This is a genomic window from Chryseobacterium sp. Leaf405 (assembly GCF_001425355.1).
Lineage (GTDB): Bacteria > Bacteroidota > Bacteroidia > Flavobacteriales > Weeksellaceae > Chryseobacterium.
The window spans coordinates 52,579-71,223 of sequence record NZ_LMQN01000005.1 but is presented as its reverse complement, the minus strand read 5'-3'; the positions used below and the strand labels follow the sequence as shown (position 1 = coordinate 71,223).

Sequence of the window (18,645 nt, the reverse complement as noted above, 5' to 3'; positions counted from 1 at the left end):
TTTAAAAAAACAAAATAAAAAACCATGATATCAAAATCATGGTTTTCAGAGTTTTATTTATTTAATGTTAGTCAAGATTTTTCACTAAAATCCAGCCGTTGTATTTTACAACTGTCTGTGCTTTGTTGGGTTCTGTCCAACTGATTTCGCACCAGTACGTTGCAGTAGGTATTTTCTTTCCGTACATGGTTCCGTCCCATTTATATCCGTTAAATTGTTTTGCCTGATGAACTCTGTTCCCATATCTGTCATAAATATTAAACACAAGATTCTTCTTATATGCCAATTCCGAATAATCGATATAATCATTTTTGTTATCGCCATTTGGTGTAATGGTATTCAAAAGATTCGGAACTGTAATCGTCACATCAATAGGTTCGCAATTATAAAAATCTTTTACATAAATGCTGTTTTCACCTCTTGGAAGGTTCTCAAAAAAATTAGAATCCTGCCAGTTTATTCCATTCAAAGAATATTTGTAAGGTGGTGTTCCGCCTATTGCAGTTACGGTAATGGTGTTATTTTTTATTTCAAGATTTGAAATTACGGGTTGTACTGCAGGAACTACTTTTACTAATTGTCTTGTGAAACATGCTCCGGTTTTTAATATTACCCAATACGCTCCCACTTCAGCAGTAATTGTTTGTGTAGTTTCTCCTGTGCTCCATTGATAGCCGTCAAATCCAGGTCCTGCATCTAAGACAGCGGTATTTTCAATACAAGTAATTTTGTCACTTAAAACATTAGATTTTACGGGTGGTAATACAATCAAAGTAATTTGTGCAATATTGAAACATCCGTTTGCATTGATTACTTTGGCATATACCGTAGCTCCCGATGAAATATATGCGGAAGATTGAGGACTTGAAATTATATTGGTGCCATTATTAAGATCATTAAGAGTAGGATAATATTGTATAGTCATTCCCGATTGAGAATTAACTCCCGCCGATTCCAGATTAAAAGAAGCTTTGGTAGGATCTGATTCTAAATAACATGTCCTCAAAGTAGCATTTGTTACCACAGGGTTTGGAGCTACAATTAAAGTTAATGTTACCTGCTCGCATCCCACTACGGCAGGATTTCCACAAAAATGATAGATAATTTGATCATTCCCCGTGTAACCGGCAGTAGGTGTATACGTAATAAGTCCTGTTGCTGGATCTATTGATGCCGTTCCGTGAGTAGGAGGAGTATCTATTTGTACTGTTCCTACAATGACGGGTTGTTGATTATTTGTGAATTTTGGAGTTACAACGATTTGGTTTTGACATACAATTAATGATTTTACCGTTTGTTCGTAACAAGATTGTACAGTATAAATTGGAGTGGTGGCAAAACAGCCGCCCATTCCTACTTTTACGGTGTAATTTCCTAATGCGATAGGAGTGTGCTCGAATGTATTGGCTCCTATGATTGGATTTCCGTTAAGAAACCATTGATAAGATTCAAAACTGTCATTAACTTCAAGTACAATTCCCGGGACACAATCTCCGTTCTTTTTTGAAATAGCCGGAACTGAAGAGAATCCTGCAAAATATCCTCCATAACCTACGGCACCACTACCGCCTGCAATTCCTGCTGTTACGGCTTTTGTCGAAATAATGGCAACGTTTCCTGTCATGTTTGGAACGGTATAAGATACCCAGTCAAGAGTTCCTGTTACATCATATGGTCCCTGAATTGCGGTAGGGGTTATGGGTGCTCCGCCGTTTACCGTATAAGTAACTGTTGCTCCTTTTTCTGTTAGAATATTTAATTTAATTGTATTTGAAAGCTGCGGAAGCATTTCTATCATTCCGATTTCATCAATCTTTCTCGGTAATAAACAGTTTAATGGCGGAATATAATTAAAACCAACCGTAGCACTAGAACCTGCAGAACCCGCCAAAAGCTGATATACATAAGCGTTTTTACTGGTTCTTATATACATATTGTAATGACCATTTCCCTGATCAATATAATTGGTATTGGAAAGTTCATTTACTCGGTAATGCTGTCCTTCATTAATTGTTGTGACCGCAACCGGATTATTGTTAACATAAATCTGAGTATTGTCTTCGGTAGCAACAATTAAAGCATCTTCCGTTGCTGAAGAAATATTTCCATAGCCTTTTACCAAAACGAATTCCTTTCCCAATCGGTCTGTAGGAACAGATTGATCCATCACAATATCGCCACCTGTAAGAAGATTATTAGTATTATATTCACCTAGGTGATTTCCATTGGTAACAGAAATAGGTTTATCAGAAACAATTTTAGCGCCTATAAATCCTTTCAGATTTCCGGGTTGGTTACCTCTTCCTTCAATGACGTATGATTTTCCTTTGTTTAAAGTAAAAGTTAATGTAGGGCTTGCCGTTCCAGTTACTCCATTTGAGAAAGAAACCGTCGGAGAATATCCGGAAACAGTTACAGTTGTGTTGTCTTCAGTTGCAAGAATTCCGGTGGTGAAATTCATCGTCTGAGTTGGATTTGTGATGGGTGCAACGATGGCATAAAATTTTGTTCCGATACCGGCTTTTCCTTTCGATGTTAAAATTTCACCATGTGCAGGAATTGCAAATCTGTATGTTGCAAAGAAAGGTTTTGTTCCTTTTAGATACAGACCTTTATTGATTACGGTAAAAATATCTGAATTATTGCTGTTTGCAACCATCATTGCGGTTGTAATATCATACGTTTGAGGATTTCCCTTGCTGATGGTGATGGTCGTTAATAAAACATTATCATTAAAAATCTGAACGTCAAACGGAATCACTGAATCTGTGGATAAATACACAGCCTGTTTAGATAATGTTGAAATACTTGTTGCCGAAAACGGAGCGAACCAATGTTCTGTATCTCTTTGTGCTGAAACCTGCAAAAATGCAAACAAAAATATGAGTAAACTGTAGAGGTGTTTTTTCATAGAAAAGTAATTAGTTTTGGTAAAAATAGAATAAAATTTCTATAAAATTATAAAAAGAGCAAAAAAAACTAAAATTTAAATCATTTTATTTAATGGAATTCAATAAATGTTATTTTTTATGTGGTACTTGAATAATAAGTTGTATTGTTACAATCGATTTAGCATTTTTTATTAAAACAAAAAACCACGATTATGAAATCGTGGTTTTAAATTATTTCCGGAAATTTAATCTATATTTTTTACTAAAATCCAACCTGAATATTTAATTGGAGTTTTGTCTTTGTTGGGTTCATTCCAGTTGATGTGATACCAATACGTTCCGGTTACAATTTTTTTGTCGAAATGTCTTCCATCCCACTTATAATTGTTGAACTTATCTCCCGTGAAGATCTTGTTACCGTATCTGTCGTAGATCACAAAAGTAAGATTGTCTTTATAAGCAAGCTCACTGTAATCGATAACGTCATTCTTATTATCTCCGTTTGGAGTAATTGCATTGATAAGATTTGGAACAGTAACCTCTACATTAATTGGCGTACAATTGTAAGCATCTTTTACATAAAATGTGTGCTGACCTCTGCTAAGACCCGTGAATACATTAGAATCCTGCCAGTTTGTCGGGCTGTCTACTGCATACTGATAAGGAGCTTTTCCTCCCGTTACAATTACAGTTGCAGAATTATTGGAAATTTGAATTTCTGTAATTACCGGATCTACTGCTTTTTTAACACTTACAATTTGTTTTACAAAACAATTGTTGTCTTCAAGAATTACCCAGTAATCTCCAACTGATGCTGAAATTGACTGCGTTGTTGCTCCTGTACTCCATTCGTAAGACTGATATCCAGGTCCTGCATCAAGAGTGGTTTTTGCATCGATACAAATATATTGGTCAACCAATAATGGTGATCTCTTAGGAGGAATTACAATGAGATTTACTTTAGCAATAGCATAGCATAGACTTCCGTTGTACACTCTGATATAAACTGTTCCGTTTCCTGAAATATAAGGTGAAGCAATAAGGATCTCGTTTGTTCCGTTGCTCGCATCTACGAAAGTTGGATAATATTTCTTCGTAACAGGAGTTTCAGCAGTAACGGCAGCGATTGTTAAATCAAATGAAGCTTTTGTTTCATCTATCTCAAGGAAGCATTCGCTCAATGTAGCCTCAGTTACTACCGGAGTAGGAAGGAATGACAAGGTGATTTTTGCAATGGCCATACAACCTTCATCTGTCGTTACTTTTACATAAACTGTTCCTTCAGTAGAAAGATAGTTGGTAGGATTTGTTATCTCATTTATATTTGCATTAAGATCATTTAATGTCAAATAGAATTTCTTGATTACAGGAGTATACGTAGTAACTGTTGCCGTGGTAAGATCAAAATATGCTTTTCCGTTATACTGACAAGCTCTGATTGTTGCATCTGTTACAACGAACGGTACAACAGTTAAGTTTAACGTAATACGCTCACAGTCAATAAATTCAACTCCATTACCGCAGAATTGGTAGACGATCGTATCCGGACCAAAATATCCAGGTGTCGGAGTATAAGTAATCTGTCCTGTATTGGCACTTATCACTGCTGTTCCGTGCGTTGGTTGTGTAATGATTGTCACTGTACTTGCTACAGGAGTCTGTTGAGTTGTAAATGAAAATGTAGGAACTATTATTTTAGTTGCACAGGCATTAACATTGGCTGTTGTATTTCTTAAACAAAAATAAACTTTATAAATAGGTGTCGTAATCGGAGGACATGTCCCCATTGTTACTTTCACCGTGTAATTTCCGGCTGCTACAGGAGTATATGTACTTTGTGTTGCACCAGTAATTGCTACTCCTTCTAAATACCATTGGTATCCCTCAAAAGCATCATCTACTTCAAGAACTATACCTGGTACACATTCTCCTGACTTTTTTGCAATAACAGGAACAGAAGAGAATCCGGCAAAATATCCACCGTAACCTACAGCGCCACTACCTCCGGCAATCCCTGCTGTAACGGCTTTAGTTGATGTAACAGTAACGTTCCCCGATAATCCAGGGATAGAATATGATACCCATGCCGATGTTCCCTGAACGGGATATGGCCCTTCTGTCGCAGTCGGTACAGTTGGTGCCCCGCCATTAACGCTATAATTAACAGTAGCGCCGGTTTCAGTAAGGATATTTAACTTGATATCGTTTGTACTTCCATTAAGGTCGTTTATTGCTGAGATTTCATCAATCTTTCTTGGAAGGAAACAGTTCAAAGGTGGTATATAATTATATCCTAAGGTTGCAATACTTGTTGCAAGACCTGCGAGAAGCTGATATACGTATGCATTTTTAGAAGTTTTAACATACATATTAGAATGTCCGTTTCCTTGATCTATATAGTTTGTATTATTCGCTGGTGCTCCGTTATTAGGACCATTTACTCTGTAAAACTGTCCTTCATTAAGGGTTGCCACTACAGGACCTCCATTGATTTGTACTTGCGTATCATTTTCAGTAGCAATGATCAATGCATCTTCCATTTGAGCAGTTACATTACCATTTCCTTTTACTAAAACAAATTCATTTCCTAATCTGTTTACAGGCACGGCCTGATCCATAATAATATCAGAGCTACTACCTACTGGTCCCCATGAGAATTGGCCGTTGAAGTTACCGTTCGTTACAGAAATTGGTTTGTCGGATTCAATTTTAGCCCCGATAAATCCTGTTTGGTTTCCAGGCTGTGTTCCCTGTCCTTCTATGATATAAGATTGTCCTTTTTGTAAAGTAAATGATAGAGATGGAGTGGTAGCTCCTGTAGCTCCGTTAGAAAAAACAACGGTAGGAGAATATCCTGAAACAGTAACGACAGTATTGTCTTCAGTAGCTAAAATTCCTGTTGTAAAATTATAGAGACTATTGCCAGCTTCAGTAATGGGTGCATACGCAGCATAAAACTTTTTACCAAGACCTGCTTTTCCTTTAGATACCAAAATTTCACCGTGACTGGTAATTGAAAGCCTAAGGTTGGCGTAGTATGGTTTAGTCCCTTTCGTGTAAATACCTTTTGTAATAGGTGTAAAAACCTGGGACTGCGTAGTGGTAACAAGATTGGCATTTCCTGCAGGATTGGTAGTAGCCGCCAAAAGATTGAAAGTCGCCGGTAGTCCTTTGGAAATTGTAACAGTACCAATAATAACATTGTTATTGTATATATCTACAGGAAACGGTGTAGTAGAATCTGTAGAAAAATATATCGCCTGACCCTGCGAAGTCATCGATGCGCGGGACATCATCGGTGCAAACCAATGTTCAGTATCTCTCTGTGCAAAAACAGTATTAATTGTTAGAAAAACCAATACTAGGCTAAGTAGAAATCTTTTCATATATTGGGAATTAGGATTTCTACAAAATTAGCATAATATTTGAGATATTGTTAATTAATTGTAAATAAAGTTAAAATTTTAATCACGATTTTTAATTAAAAGCCATCCTGAATACGAAACTGGTAATTTTGTATCCGGCTCTGTCCATTTCAATAAATACCAATATGTTCCGGTAGGAAGAGGGCTTCCGTTCATTTTTCCGTTCCAGATATAATTTTTGTCTGAAGACCTGTAGACAGGAGCTCCGTATCGGTCTACAACCTCAATGGAAACATTCTGTTTTATTCTCAAATCTGAATAGTTTAAGACATCATTAATTCCGTCACCATTCGGTGTAATTGCGTTAATAAGATTTAACACTAAAAATTCCTGAGTTACCGGAGAACATCCGTCTGATCCCAACACATAAATCTTATGAATTCCTCTTGATAAACCTACGAATACATTTGATGTCTGATAATCGATTCCGTTTAATGAATATTGATAAGGTGTAGTTCCGCCCGCAACGGAAACAGTGGCATTGGATGCTGTTACTTCAATTTTTGTAATAGTCGGAGCCTGAGCCGTTGTCACATTAGCCGTTTGGCGATATATACAACCGTTAAATCCTAAATCTACATAATAACTTCCTTCTCCAACTGTAATAGTTTGTGTCGTAGCGCCGTTGCTCCAGGAATAAGAAGTGAATCCGGCTCCAGCATCTAAAATAGCTCTATCATCGGCACAAACTACGGTATCTTTTAATATGATAGATTTTTTAGGTGTTTTTAAGGTTACTGTTAAAGTTCCTGTATTAGGGCATTCTGTAGCACTTGTAAATCTAACATAGAATGTGCTTGTCGTTGTAATGGTCTGATTCGGTGAAATTGCACTTGTTCCTGCTTGAGCATTGGCTAACGTGGAATAGAATGTTGCAGTAACTCCGGTATTAGTAGTAATTAAATTTTTAAAATCATTAAGGTTTACATTTTCTGAACCATTAATGTCATTATCACAAACCTCACTATTGACAGTATTAGTAATTAAAGTAATTCTGTTGCCGACTTTAAAATTAATTTGTCCGAAAGCCGGAGGACAGGTTCCTGTAGTAGCATCCACTCTTACATAAACAGTTGTGGCTGTGGTGTACGTCCAGTTTGCTGGTAAATTATTGTTGTTTCCTGCAGTTGCATCAGATTGAACCAAATAATATCTTATGGTAAAACTAGCAGAGCCGGTCACAATCAAAGGAGAAATAGAAGCGAAATTGACGTTTACAATTCCATCAAAATTATCATCACAAAGCGTAGCGTTATAATTACTTGTATTGATAGTGGGAGATGGAGTCGTTGTCAAAGTAATCTGAGCCTGTTTTGTGCAACCATATTGGGAAGAAACATTGGCATAGATTGTTCCCGCAGGACCACTGTATGTCGCCGGAGCAGCAATCGCTGTTCCTGTCATCGCCGAATTCGTGTAATATTGAACTGTAGTTCCTGTATCAGGAGAAAGGCTGACAGAAGAAAGATTGAAAGTTCCGTTTCCTGCGGCATCAGCACAAGATGTTAAAGCTGCATTTGTTGTTTGCAAAACATCAACATTGATTATTATTTTAAAATATTCGAAATCGGCAGGAGTTCCGTTTCCGTCTACATAATAAATAAATGAATCTGTAGTATCAGCAGTCAATCCAGGATTCGGAGTATAGGTAATTTCTCCTGTTGTAGGATTTACCGTTGCTGTTCCTGAAGTTGGTGCAGAAATGATATTGGTATTCGAAGGTACAATAGCTTGTGTAGAAGTTGTGAATACCGGTGAAATCACTTTCGTATTACAAGATCCTATATTGTAAGTTGTTGTTGTAATCGGCGGACATAGGGTATAGTTGTAACCCGTCGTAAGCCTGGATTCGCAATTGTTTTTAATAATTAAACAGGTATATGTCCCGGCTCCGTATAATTCAGGATTGATTGAATAAGATGTTGCTCCGGGAATAATGTTTCCGTTAAGATACCATTGGTAGGAATCATAAGAATTATCAACCTGTAATAAAATTCCTGCATAACAGTCTCCCGTTTTTGAAATAACAGGAATTGATGAGAATCCGGCAAAATATCCTCCATAGCCAACAGCGCCACTTCCTGCGGCAATTCCTGCTGTCACAGATTTTGTGGAGTTAACAACCACTGTGCCCGTTACGTTTGGAATCGTATAGGTTACCCAATTCGGATTTCCATTAACGGGATAAGGACCGTTTGCTGCAGCAATTGAATTTCCGTTTAAAGTAACAGTTGCTCCGGTTTGGGTGATGATGTTTAACCTTGTTGTAAAGGTTTGATTACCAATTCTGTTAATGAATCCAATCTCATCCACTTTATTAGGCATAAAACAGCTTAAAGGCGGTATAAAATTCATTCCACCGGTCGCATATTCATTAGCTCCGGTTGTACCGGAAACTCCGGCTAATAACTGATAAACATAAATGTTTTTATTGGAGGAAATTCCCATATTGTAATTTCCTGCTCCCTGATTGATATAATTTAAGCTCGGTACTCTAAAATATTGACCTGCATTCAGCGTAATACCCGACGCAACTCCGTTGAAAGTTAATTGTGTATTGTTTTCTGTTGCGATAATTAATGCTGTTTCCATTCCGGAGGTTGCCGTACCATTTCCTTTTACTAAAACGAAATCTTTTCCTAATCTATCTACAGGAACTGCCTGATCCATTAAAACATCATTGTTGGTATAATTGAAATCGGTATAAATTCCATTAAAATTTCCGTTGGTTACAGAAATAGGCTTTGTAGATTCTATTTTTGCCCCAACCAATCCATCGAGATTATATCCGGAGTCTGTACTTGTAGCGTCTAAGATATAGGATTGCCCTCTGTTTAATGTGAAAGTTTTCGTAGGGCTTGAGCTTCCATCAGAAAAAACAACACCCGGATTATAGCCTGAAACGACAACAGATGTATTATCTTCCGTTGCTGTAATTCCTATTGTCGCATTTACATAAAAGGCACTGCCGGTTATAGGAACCGTTCCTGCATAGAAATTTGTTCCCAAGCCGGCTAATCCTTTAGAGGTAATGATTTCAGCATGATTCTGAAGTGAAAATCGATAATTGGCAAAAAACTTTTTCGTTCCTTTTACATACATTCCCATAGAATTGGGTGTAAAAAGATCAGCCTGATTGGTTGTAATTAAAAAATAATTTGGAATACTAACCTGAACGGGATTTCCTTTACTAACCTGTACCGTTGTGTACAATGTGTTATTATTAAAAACCTGAACACTAAACGGAGTCGTTTCATTGGTGGATAAATATAAATATCCTTCAAGATTAACATTTCCCGCTTTTGCCGCCATCGGAGCAAACCAATGATCGGTATCAAGCTGTGCATTGAATAATAGACAAAGAAAAGTGCAAATGGTTAGTAAAAGTTTTTTCATTTTTCTCAATAAGGGATGCAAATGTAAGTATTAATAATCAATTTTTTATATAAATGTTGATAATGAATTTCTATAATGGTTTAAATTGTTGAATATTTAATCTTTTTTTAATAAGAGAGGTAATTTCGTAATCATGTGGTATGAAAAATCCCGGTAAAAAAATCCCGGGACTATTATTTTGAATTATTAAAATTGCTAAAAATTACTCTCTGTTTTTAATCAAAATCCATCCGGAATATGAAACCGGCAATTTGGTGTCGGGTTCTATCCATTTTAAAATATACCAATACGTTCCGGTAGGGAGAGTTCTTCCGTTTTGTTTACCGTCCCAGGTATAATTTTTGCCTTCAGACTGATAAACTACAGCGCCATATCTGTCAGAAATTTGAATAGATACTTCTTGCTTTATTCTTAGCTCTGAGTAATTTAAAACATCATTTATTCCGTCACCGTTGGGTGTGATTGCATTGACAAGATTTACAATTAAAAATTCTTTAATTACAGGAGAACAGCCATCTCTCCCCAAAACATATACATGATGAAGCCCTCTTGTCAAACCTGTAAAGGTATTTGAGGTCTGATAATCAACTCCGTTTAATGAATATTGATAAGGAGCGGTTCCTCCTGTCACATTTACAGTTGCATTTGATCCGGTAACGCTGATACCTGTAATAACAGGAGCCTGCGATGTCGTTACATTTACATTTTGACGATAAACACAACCGTTGAAGCCAAGATCAACCCAATAACTTCCCGCACCTGCAGTAATCGTTTGTGTCGTTACTCCCGTACTCCATGTATAAGAGGTAAATCCTGTTCCTGCATCTAATATAACCTGCTCTGTAGAACAGACAGCTTTATCAGTTAGGGTGGTTGATTTTTTAGGAGTCTTTATCTTTATAGTAATAATTCCTGTGTTCGGACATTCTGTTGCGCTTGTGAATCTTACATAGAATGTTTTTGGAGTATTAATCGTTTGGTTTGGTGAAATTGAATTCGTTCCGTTCTGAGCCTCAGCTAACGTCGAATGAAATGTTATCGTAATAGCAGGATTGGTGATAAATAAGTTTTTATAATCATTAAGATTTACGTTTTCAGAACCGTCAAGATCATTATCACACACTTCCATATTGACAGAATTAGTCAATAAAGTAATCTTGTTTCCGATCTTAAAATTGATCTGTCCAACCGCAGCTGGACAACTTCCGGAAATTGCATCTACTTTTACGTAAACCGTTGTGTTTGCAGAATACGTCCAGTTGGTTGGCAAAGTATTGCTGTTTCCTGCATTTGCATCTGTCTGATTTAGATAATATCTAACGATAAAGTTGGCTGAATTAATAACAATCTGAGGAGTAATGCTTGAAAAATTTACATTAATAATTCCATCTAAATTATCATCACAAAGATTAGCGTTGTAAGCACTTGTGTTAATATTCGGTGCCGGAGTTGTTGTTAATGTGATCTGAGCTGTTTTTGAACATCCTGATGATGAGGTTACATTTGCATAAATAATTCCTGCAGGTCCCGAATACGTTGCAGGACTTGTAATTTGTCCCGTCAAGTTTGAATTGGTAAAATAAGTAACCGTGATTCCTGAATCAGGAGAAACACTCACGGAAGTAAGGTCGTAAGTTCCATTTCCGCTTGTTACTGTACAAGATGCTAAAGTCGCATTCGTAATATTGGGTGCTGGAGTTGTCGTTAATGTAATCTGAGCCGGTTTTGAACATCCATATTGTGAAGTTACATTTGCATAAATACTACCCGCAGGTCCTGAATACGTTGAAGGAGATGTAATTTGTCCAGTTAAATTTGAATTTGTGAAATAAGTAACCGTGATTCCTGAATCTGGTGAAAGACTTACTGAAGTAAGATCGTAAGTTGTTCCTGCGCAAGATACTAAAGTTCCATTGTTTACCTGTAGAACATTTGTATTAATGATGATTTTAAAATATTCAAAGTCAAACGGATTTCCGTTTCCCTGAATATAATAGGTAAATGAATCTGTTGCATTTACTGTTGTCGGATTTGGCGTATAAGTGATTTGCCCTGTCGTCGAATTTACTGTTGCCGTTCCTGATGTTGGAGCAGCAATAATATTGGTAATAGAAGGGACAATTGTCTGTGCAGAACTTGTAAATGCGGGGGTAATTACTTTTGTATTACAAGATCCGATATTATAGGTTGTTGTAGAAATCGGTGGGCATAATGTATAATTGTAAGGGGTTGTTAATCTCGTCTCACAGTTATTTTTTGTAATTAAACATGTATAATCTCCGGCTCCGTACAATTCAGGATTAATAGAAAAAGAATTGGCTCCCGGAATCGCAGTTCCGTTTAAAAACCATTGATACGCATCATAATTATTATCAACCTGCAAAAGAATTCCGGCATAGCAGTCTCCGGTCTTTGTAATAGCTGGGACAGAAGAAAATCCCGCAAAATATCCACCATAACCTACGGCGCCATTTCCAGCTGCAATCCCTGCGGTTACAGGTAGAGTAGAGTTGACCGTAATATTTCCTGTTACATTCGGAATTGAATAGGATACCCATCCCGGATTTCCGTTTACCGGATAAGGACCGTTTCCTGCGGCAATAGTGTTGTTGTTAAGAGTTACTGTAGCTCCTGTCTGAGTAATGATATTCAGTTTTGTATTGAACGTATCGCTTCCAATTCTGTTGATGAATCCGATCTCGTTGATTTCTTTAGGTAAAAAACAGCTTAATGGTGGGATGAAGTTCATTCCGCCGGTTGCATACACTGTGCTTCCCGAAGTTCCGGCAAGAAGCTGATAAATATAAACATTATTTGTGGCAGAAATACTCATATTGTAATGCCCGTTCCCTTGATTGATGTAATTTGTGCCCTGTACCACATAATATTGTCCTTCATTCAAAGTAACGCCTCCTAAAAGATTTCCATTTACAGTTAATTTTGTATTGTTTTCTGTAGCGATGACCAAAGCGGCTTCCATTCCGGAATTGGCGGGGCCGTTTCCTTTTACCATCACAAACTCTTTTCCTAATCTTTCCACGGGGACAGCCTGATCCATCAGTACATCAACATTGCTGTTATTTTGTGTGGTATAAATACTGTTGAAATTTCCATTGGTTACAGAAATTGGCTTGTTAGCAGTAATTTTTGCGCCAACCAATCCGGCTAAATTATTGGTTGATAAATTACTTTGAGCTTCAATAATATATGATTTTCCTCTGTTAATGGTAAACGTTCTTGACGGAGCGGAAACACCATCAGAGAAAACAACTCCTGGATTGTACCCTGATAAAGTTACTGTCGTATTATCTTCAGTGGCGATAAATCCGATGGTTGAGTTTACGTAAGGTTTTGCTGTCGTGTTGGGAGCTAAGCCTACGAAAAAGTTTTTACCAACGCCTGCCAATCCTTTTGAAGTAATGATTTCAGCCTGATTGGGAACTGCAAATCTAAAATTAGCAAAGAACTTTTTATTGCCTTTTACGTTTAATCCCATCGTTCTTTGTGTAAAAAGATTGGTTAGCGTAGAAGCGATCATAAAATTATTTGGGATCGTCACCTGTACGGGATTCCCTTTGCTTACCTGTACGGTAGAATATACTGTATTGTTGTTGTAAATCTGTACAGAAAAAGGAGTTGTTTCATTGGTAGAAAGATAGAGGTAACATTCCGGAGTGCCCTGAAGAGAACTTGCAGACATTGGTGCAAACCAGTGTTCCGTATCTAACTGAGCATTAATAATTATGCAATAAAAGGTACAAATAATTAGTAAAAATTTTTTCATGTCTAATAATAAAGGGCTGCAAATCTAAGTATTAATGACTAATTTTTACGGTGTTTTATGTTACGGATTTGTATAGAAACAGTAATTACTAAATATTTAATAATGAGTTAATATTTGACGAATTTCATATTCAGGCATAAAAAAATCCCGATGAAAGAATCATCGGGATCAATATTTTAAAATCTAAAAGATTATAAGCTTACTCTTACAAATCCTGTTACTTTAAGATCAGCATTTACAGATTTTACATAGTCAGCAACTGAAATAGAGCTGTCTTTGATGAAATCCTGGTGTACCAAAGTATTGTCTTTGTAGAATCTCTGCATTTTACCTTTCAAGATATTGTCGATAATGTTTGCAGGCTTACCTTCTTCAGTAAGTTTATGTCTTTCGATTTCTAATTCTTTGTCGATAGTTTCCTGAGAAACAGCAGTTTCGTCAAGAGCGATCGGGTTCATAGCAGCAGCCTGCATAGAAACAGATTTAGCAGCTTCGTCAGCACCTTCTACTTTAGCAGAAAGAGCAGTGATTGCAGCGATTTTGTTTCCAGCGTGGATGTAAGCTCCTAAATAAGGTCCTGTAATTCTTTCGAATGCACCGATCTCGATTTTTTCACCGATAACACCTGTTTGCTCGATTAATTTTTCAGCAACAGTTAATCCGTGGAAATCTGTAGCCAATAATTCTTCTTTAGTAGCAGCAAAAATTGCCATTTCAGCCAATTCGTAAGCCAACTCGATAAATGCTTCGTTTTTAGCAACGAAATCAGTTTCACAGTTCAAAGAAATAACAACTCCCAATGTGTTGTCTTCGTTTACTCTAGCGATAACTGCACCTTCAGAAGAATCTCTGTCTGCTCTGTTAGCCGCAACTTTCTGTCCTTTTTTTCTAAGGATATCTACTGCTTTTTCGAAATCTCCTTCAGCTTCAACTAAAGCTTTTTTGCAGTCCATCATTCCTGCACCTGTCTGGTTTCTCAATTTTGCTACGTCTGCAGCAGCTGGTGTGTAAGACATAATATCTATTATTTATTTTATTTAAGATTAGTATTAATTTTTAGCTTATTTTTAAAGCGATGCAAAGATAATGATTTTAATGATAAACTAAAAAATGAGTTTTTGCGTTATTTGTATATTTAATGAAATTTTTAAATACTTAATGAATGAAAAAAATATTTCTTCTCCTATTTTTATCAGTTTTTGCGCTAGGATTTTCTCAGAAAAAGAAAAAGACGAAATCCAAAGCCATTGTAGAAAAAGAAACGATAATCATTTATACAGAAAATGATGCAGAAGCAAGTTCCGAAGCCAGAATAATTGCAGGATTTCTAAAACAAAATCCGGGACACGCAAAAACGGAGTACTTTAAAAAGAAATTGATCCAGCTTATTATGGCGAACAATTCTCCAGAAGCCAAACCAACTATAAAACCTTTGAGCGAAGAAGATAAATTAAAACAGCTTGTTTATAATAACAGTCTGAATAATCCCAAAGCTATTGCATCAAATGCATCAACTACGAAAAATTCGGCAGGATCTGAAAGAAAAGTAAACTATGCAAGTGTTGCAGGAACAGCAAGCAAGAAAGCGGAACCGAGCGAACAGGGAAAGAGGACGGCGGCTTTATTGACACATATGTTCAACAACGATCCTATGGATAAAGAAGCGTATATTAATATTAAGAACAGATCAAAATGTAATCTGATTGTGAAAATCAGCGGAAAAAAATATTATAATCTCGATGTTCCGTCAAAAAGTCAAAACTTTGTATTGGTAGAAAAAGGTGAATACATTTTAACAACGATGGTTTGTGATGCTAAATATACTTCCGTAAAGAAAATCGTTAAAGATATTGAGATCGAATTGAATTTGGGTGAGTAAAAACATAACTAAATATTTGAAGAAGTCATAAAAAAACGGTTAAGAAATTTTTCTTAACCGTTTTAATTTTTTATCCTTTAAACTGTCCCATTGCAATGAATTTATCTTGCCTTTGGGTTTCAAGCTCCTGTCCTGTGAATTTTGAGAATGCTTTAATATTCTGTAAAATCGAACTTTTCAAATTAATAAAAGTAGTTTCCTTATCATATTGTGCTCCCCCAAGTGGTTCTTCAATAATTCCATCGATGAATTTTTCTCGTAAAGCATCTTTTGGAGTAAGATTCAATGCGTTGGCTGCATCTTCCTTATGATCCCAGTTTCTCCAAAGAATTGATGAGCAGCTTTCCGGTGCAATTACCGTGTACCATGTGTTTTCCAACATATACACTTTGTTACCAACACCGATTCCTAATGCACCACCACTTGCTCCTTCACCGATAATATAAGTGAAGATCGGAGTTTTAAGCATTGTCATTTCAAAAATATTTCTTGCAATGGCTTCACCCTGTCCTCTTTCTTCAGCTTCCAATCCCGGATATGCTCCCGGTGTATCAACCAAAGTTACTACAGGAATTTTGAATTTTTCAGCCAGCTTCATCAGTCTTAAAGCTTTTCTGTATCCTTCAGGATTCGGCATTCCGAATCTTCTGTATTGTCTTTCTTTAGTTGTTCTCCCTTTTTGAGTTCCGATAATCATTACTCTTTGACCGTCCAGAGTGATTAAACCTCCAATCATTGCAGGATCGTCGGCAAAATTTCTGTCTCCGTGAAGTTCAAGGAAACTTCCTTTGTCTGCCATGCCGTTAATATAATCTAATGTATAAGGACGATCCGGATGACGGGATAGTTGTACTCTTTGCCAAGGGGTAAGATTTCCGTAGATTTCTTTTTTCTTTTCCAAAATCTTATCCTCGATCTGGCTGCATGCTAATTTTACATCAACACCACTTTCTTCTCCTACTAAAGAACAGGTTTGGTACTGATCCATTAATTCTTTGATAGGGAGTTCGAAACTTAAATATTCCATTTCTTGAAGTAAATTAAATCTTTCAAATGTATGAAAAATTATGAAAATCTATTTAATATTATTGATCGCATTGTTGATTCTTGAGGTAGTTTCCTCTTTACCAATAAGTTCCATGATGTCGGGAACGTCTGGACCTTTCAGTTCTCCAACCAACGATAAACGTAGCGGCATCATCACTTTACCCATTCCCAAGCCTTTGTTTTCGGCAAAATCATGAACAATCTGCTTTAAGTTTTCAGCGTTGAAATCTGTACTGTTTAAATTTTGCGCTAATTCACCTAAAATTACGGAAGTTTCCTCATTCCAAGCCTTTTTTGATGCTTTTTCATCATAAGAAGTAGGTGCTTCGAAGAAAAATTTTCCGTTTTCGTAGATGTCTTTCGGGAACGTTGCTCTTTCTTTCATCAGATGAATAATCTTTACTAATTTTTCAACTTCGATATTTAAATTTAAATCTGAATTTTTTAAGATCGAAAGCAATTCTTCATCCGAAGTTTTCTGAATATACTGATGATTGAACCATTCCGATTTTTCTTTACTGAATCTTGCTCCGGCTTTGTGAACTTTATTGAGATCAAATTCTTTTGCCATTTCATCAAGGGATAAAATTTCTTTATCATCCGCAGGCGACCAACCCAAAAGTGCCACCATGTTGATGAATGCATCAGGAAGATAGCCGCTTTCTCTGTAGCCTTTTGATACATTTCCGGTCTTAGGATCTGTAAAGTTTAATGGGAAAACCGGGAATCCGAATTTATCACCGTCTCTTTTGCTCAACTTTCCTGAAATACCTTTCTTTAAAAACTGTTTTACAGAAGCGGTGATTTCGTTATCCTTATCATTTTCATTCAACATAGATTTAAATCTTGGGCTTTTCACCTCTGAAAAGAAAGATTTAATAATTGTTGCAGATTCATCAAAAGAAAACTGATCATTTTTCGTTACAAATTCTTCCGCAAAAGATTTCGTAATACTGTCAATATTTTCTTTGTTGATTAATGTAGAAATATCCGGTTTTAAAATCAAAGAAAGGTGGGCAAACTGAGGCGCTTCCCAACCCATTGCTTCATAGAGTAATGTGTGTAAACCTAAAGATGGCAACCATTCTTCACCACGAATAACGTGAGAAATTTCCATTTCATGATCATCAATAATGTTGGCGAAATGGTAAGTAGGCATTCCGTCATTTTTTACCAAAACTTTATCGTCTAAAGTATTCGTATTTACTGAAGAATTTCCTCTGATAATATCTACAAGATTTAAAGTTCTGTCAATCGGCATTTTGAATCTTACGACATAAGGTGTCTTTTCATCCAGCAATTTCTGAACGTCCTCTTCTGAAAGCGCAATGCTGTTTTTTAACTGGTTTCTCGTTCTGTTATCATAAGAGAAAACTTCACCTTTCGATTCGTATTCTGCCCGTACTGTGTCTAATTCTTCAGCGGTATCAAAAGCGATGTATGCATAATCTGTTTTTAAGATTTGCTCTGTATATCGGTCATAAATGTCTCTTCTTTCAGACTGTCTGTATGGAGCGAATTTTCCTCCTTTTTTAGGACTTTCATCCGCAATGATTCCGCACCATTCCAATGCCTCTTCAATGTAATCTTCTGCTCCTTCTACATATCTTGCGGTATCTGTATCTTCAATTCTCAATACAAATTCTCCACCCATATTTTTAGCAAAAAGATAATCATATAATGCGGTTCTTACACCTCCCAAATGCAAAGGTCCGGTAGGACTCGGAGCGAAACGAACTCTTACTTTCTCCATATCAATTAAAATTTTGGTGCAAATTTACTTAAAATTATATGTTTTAAGAATGATTAATATTTTGGTTGTTGCCTTTTTTGATTTGAATATCTACATTTGTACAAATTAATAGAAATACATCATGTTAGAAATAGGCGAAAGACCTTGGGGGAAATATTTTGTTTTGGCAGACGAACCGAATTATAAATTGAAAAGGATCGAAGTAAACCCAGGTCAGAAATTATCTTACCAATATCACTACAAAAGACAGGAACAATGGACGATCATTGAAGGTGATGCAACAGTAGTTTTAGATGACAAAGAAATCAACCTGAAATACGGAGAAAGTATTTTTATCCCATTAGGCGCCAAACACAGAATGATGAATCTTTCTGATAAACCTGTTGTTTTCATTGAAGTGCAGACAGGAACTTATTTTGGTGAGGATGATATTGTGAGGATTGAGGATGAGTATGATCGAAATTAATTGC

The 18,645-nt window shown here is 36.4% G+C and carries 9 protein-coding genes; 2 read left to right on the top strand and 7 right to left on the bottom strand.

Going from position 1 to position 18,645, the window contains the following annotated elements:
- Positions 1 to 67 precede the first annotated feature (67 nt).
- From ASG22_RS04605 to tsf, 5 genes are all read right to left on the bottom strand, one after another.
- Positions 68 to 2,911, bottom strand: a complete 2,844-nt coding sequence (locus ASG22_RS04605; RefSeq protein WP_055981288.1) for a T9SS type B sorting domain-containing protein — start codon at positions 2,909 to 2,911, stop codon at positions 68 to 70.
- A 225-nt stretch (positions 2,912 to 3,136) separates the two neighbouring features.
- Positions 3,137 to 6,277 (bottom strand): gliding motility-associated C-terminal domain-containing protein, encoded by a 3,141-nt coding sequence (locus tag ASG22_RS04600; protein WP_055981285.1) that lies wholly within the window; start codon positions 6,275 to 6,277, stop codon positions 3,137 to 3,139.
- Between the two features lie 78 nt (positions 6,278 to 6,355).
- Positions 6,356 to 9,712: a T9SS type B sorting domain-containing protein gene (locus ASG22_RS04595; protein WP_055981282.1), complete on the bottom strand. Its 3,357-nt coding sequence runs from the start codon at positions 9,710 to 9,712 to the stop codon at positions 6,356 to 6,358.
- A 202-nt stretch (positions 9,713 to 9,914) separates the two neighbouring features.
- Positions 9,915 to 13,496 carry a T9SS type B sorting domain-containing protein gene (locus tag ASG22_RS04590; protein WP_055981279.1) on the bottom strand — a complete coding sequence of 1,194 codons (3,582 nt, stop codon included), beginning with the start codon at positions 13,494 to 13,496 and terminating at the stop codon, positions 9,915 to 9,917.
- 191 nt (positions 13,497 to 13,687) lie between these two features.
- Positions 13,688 to 14,512 carry a translation elongation factor Ts gene (gene tsf, locus ASG22_RS04585; protein ID WP_055981277.1) on the bottom strand — a complete coding sequence of 275 codons (825 nt, stop codon included), beginning with the start codon at positions 14,510 to 14,512 and terminating at the stop codon, positions 13,688 to 13,690.
- 146 nt (positions 14,513 to 14,658) lie between these two features.
- On the opposite strand from tsf, the gene ASG22_RS04580 reads away from it, so the two are divergent.
- Positions 14,659 to 15,375 carry a DUF6759 domain-containing protein gene (locus ASG22_RS04580; RefSeq protein ID WP_055981274.1) on the top strand — a complete coding sequence of 239 codons (717 nt, stop codon included), beginning with the start codon at positions 14,659 to 14,661 and terminating at the stop codon, positions 15,373 to 15,375.
- Between the two features lie 70 nt (positions 15,376 to 15,445).
- Here the strand turns inward: ASG22_RS04580 and ASG22_RS04575 are convergent, their stop codons facing one another.
- Entirely contained in the window at positions 15,446 to 16,402 is a 957-nt protein-coding gene (locus ASG22_RS04575) for an acetyl-CoA carboxylase carboxyltransferase subunit alpha (RefSeq protein ID WP_055981269.1), read from the bottom strand.
- 48 nt (positions 16,403 to 16,450) lie between these two features.
- Positions 16,451 to 18,175 (bottom strand): glutamate--tRNA ligase, encoded by a 1,725-nt coding sequence (gene gltX / locus ASG22_RS04570; protein WP_055981265.1) that lies wholly within the window; start codon positions 18,173 to 18,175, stop codon positions 16,451 to 16,453.
- 121 nt (positions 18,176 to 18,296) lie between these two features.
- Here gltX and ASG22_RS04565 point away from each other — a divergent pair, with 121 nt between their 5' ends.
- Positions 18,297 to 18,641, top strand: coding sequence for a phosphomannose isomerase type II C-terminal cupin domain (locus tag ASG22_RS04565; RefSeq protein WP_055981262.1), 345 nt, complete (start codon positions 18,297 to 18,299; stop codon positions 18,639 to 18,641).
- Positions 18,642 to 18,645 lie beyond the last annotated feature (4 nt).

Bases quoted from the DNA above. Each gene is read 5' to 3' on its own strand.
- ASG22_RS04600 (WP_055981285.1), bottom strand. From the start codon at position 6,277: ATGAAAAGATTTCTACTTAGCCTAGTATTGGTTTTTCTAACAATTAAT.
- ASG22_RS04575 (WP_055981269.1), bottom strand. From the start codon at position 16,402: ATGGAATATTTAAGTTTCGAACTCCCTATCAAAGAATTAATGGATCAG.
- ASG22_RS04595 (WP_055981282.1), bottom strand. From the start codon at position 9,712: ATGAAAAAACTTTTACTAACCATTTGCACTTTTCTTTGTCTATTATTC.
- ASG22_RS04580 (WP_055981274.1), top strand. From the start codon at position 14,659: ATGAAAAAAATATTTCTTCTCCTATTTTTATCAGTTTTTGCGCTAGGA.
- gltX (WP_055981265.1), bottom strand. From the start codon at position 18,175: ATGGAGAAAGTAAGAGTTCGTTTCGCTCCGAGTCCTACCGGACCTTTG.
- tsf (WP_055981277.1), bottom strand. From the start codon at position 14,512: ATGTCTTACACACCAGCTGCTGCAGACGTAGCAAAATTGAGAAACCAG.
- ASG22_RS04565 (WP_055981262.1), top strand. From the start codon at position 18,297: ATGTTAGAAATAGGCGAAAGACCTTGGGGGAAATATTTTGTTTTGGCA.
- ASG22_RS04605 (WP_055981288.1), bottom strand. From the start codon at position 2,911: ATGAAAAAACACCTCTACAGTTTACTCATATTTTTGTTTGCATTTTTG.
- ASG22_RS04590 (WP_055981279.1), bottom strand. From the start codon at position 13,496: ATGAAAAAATTTTTACTAATTATTTGTACCTTTTATTGCATAATTATT.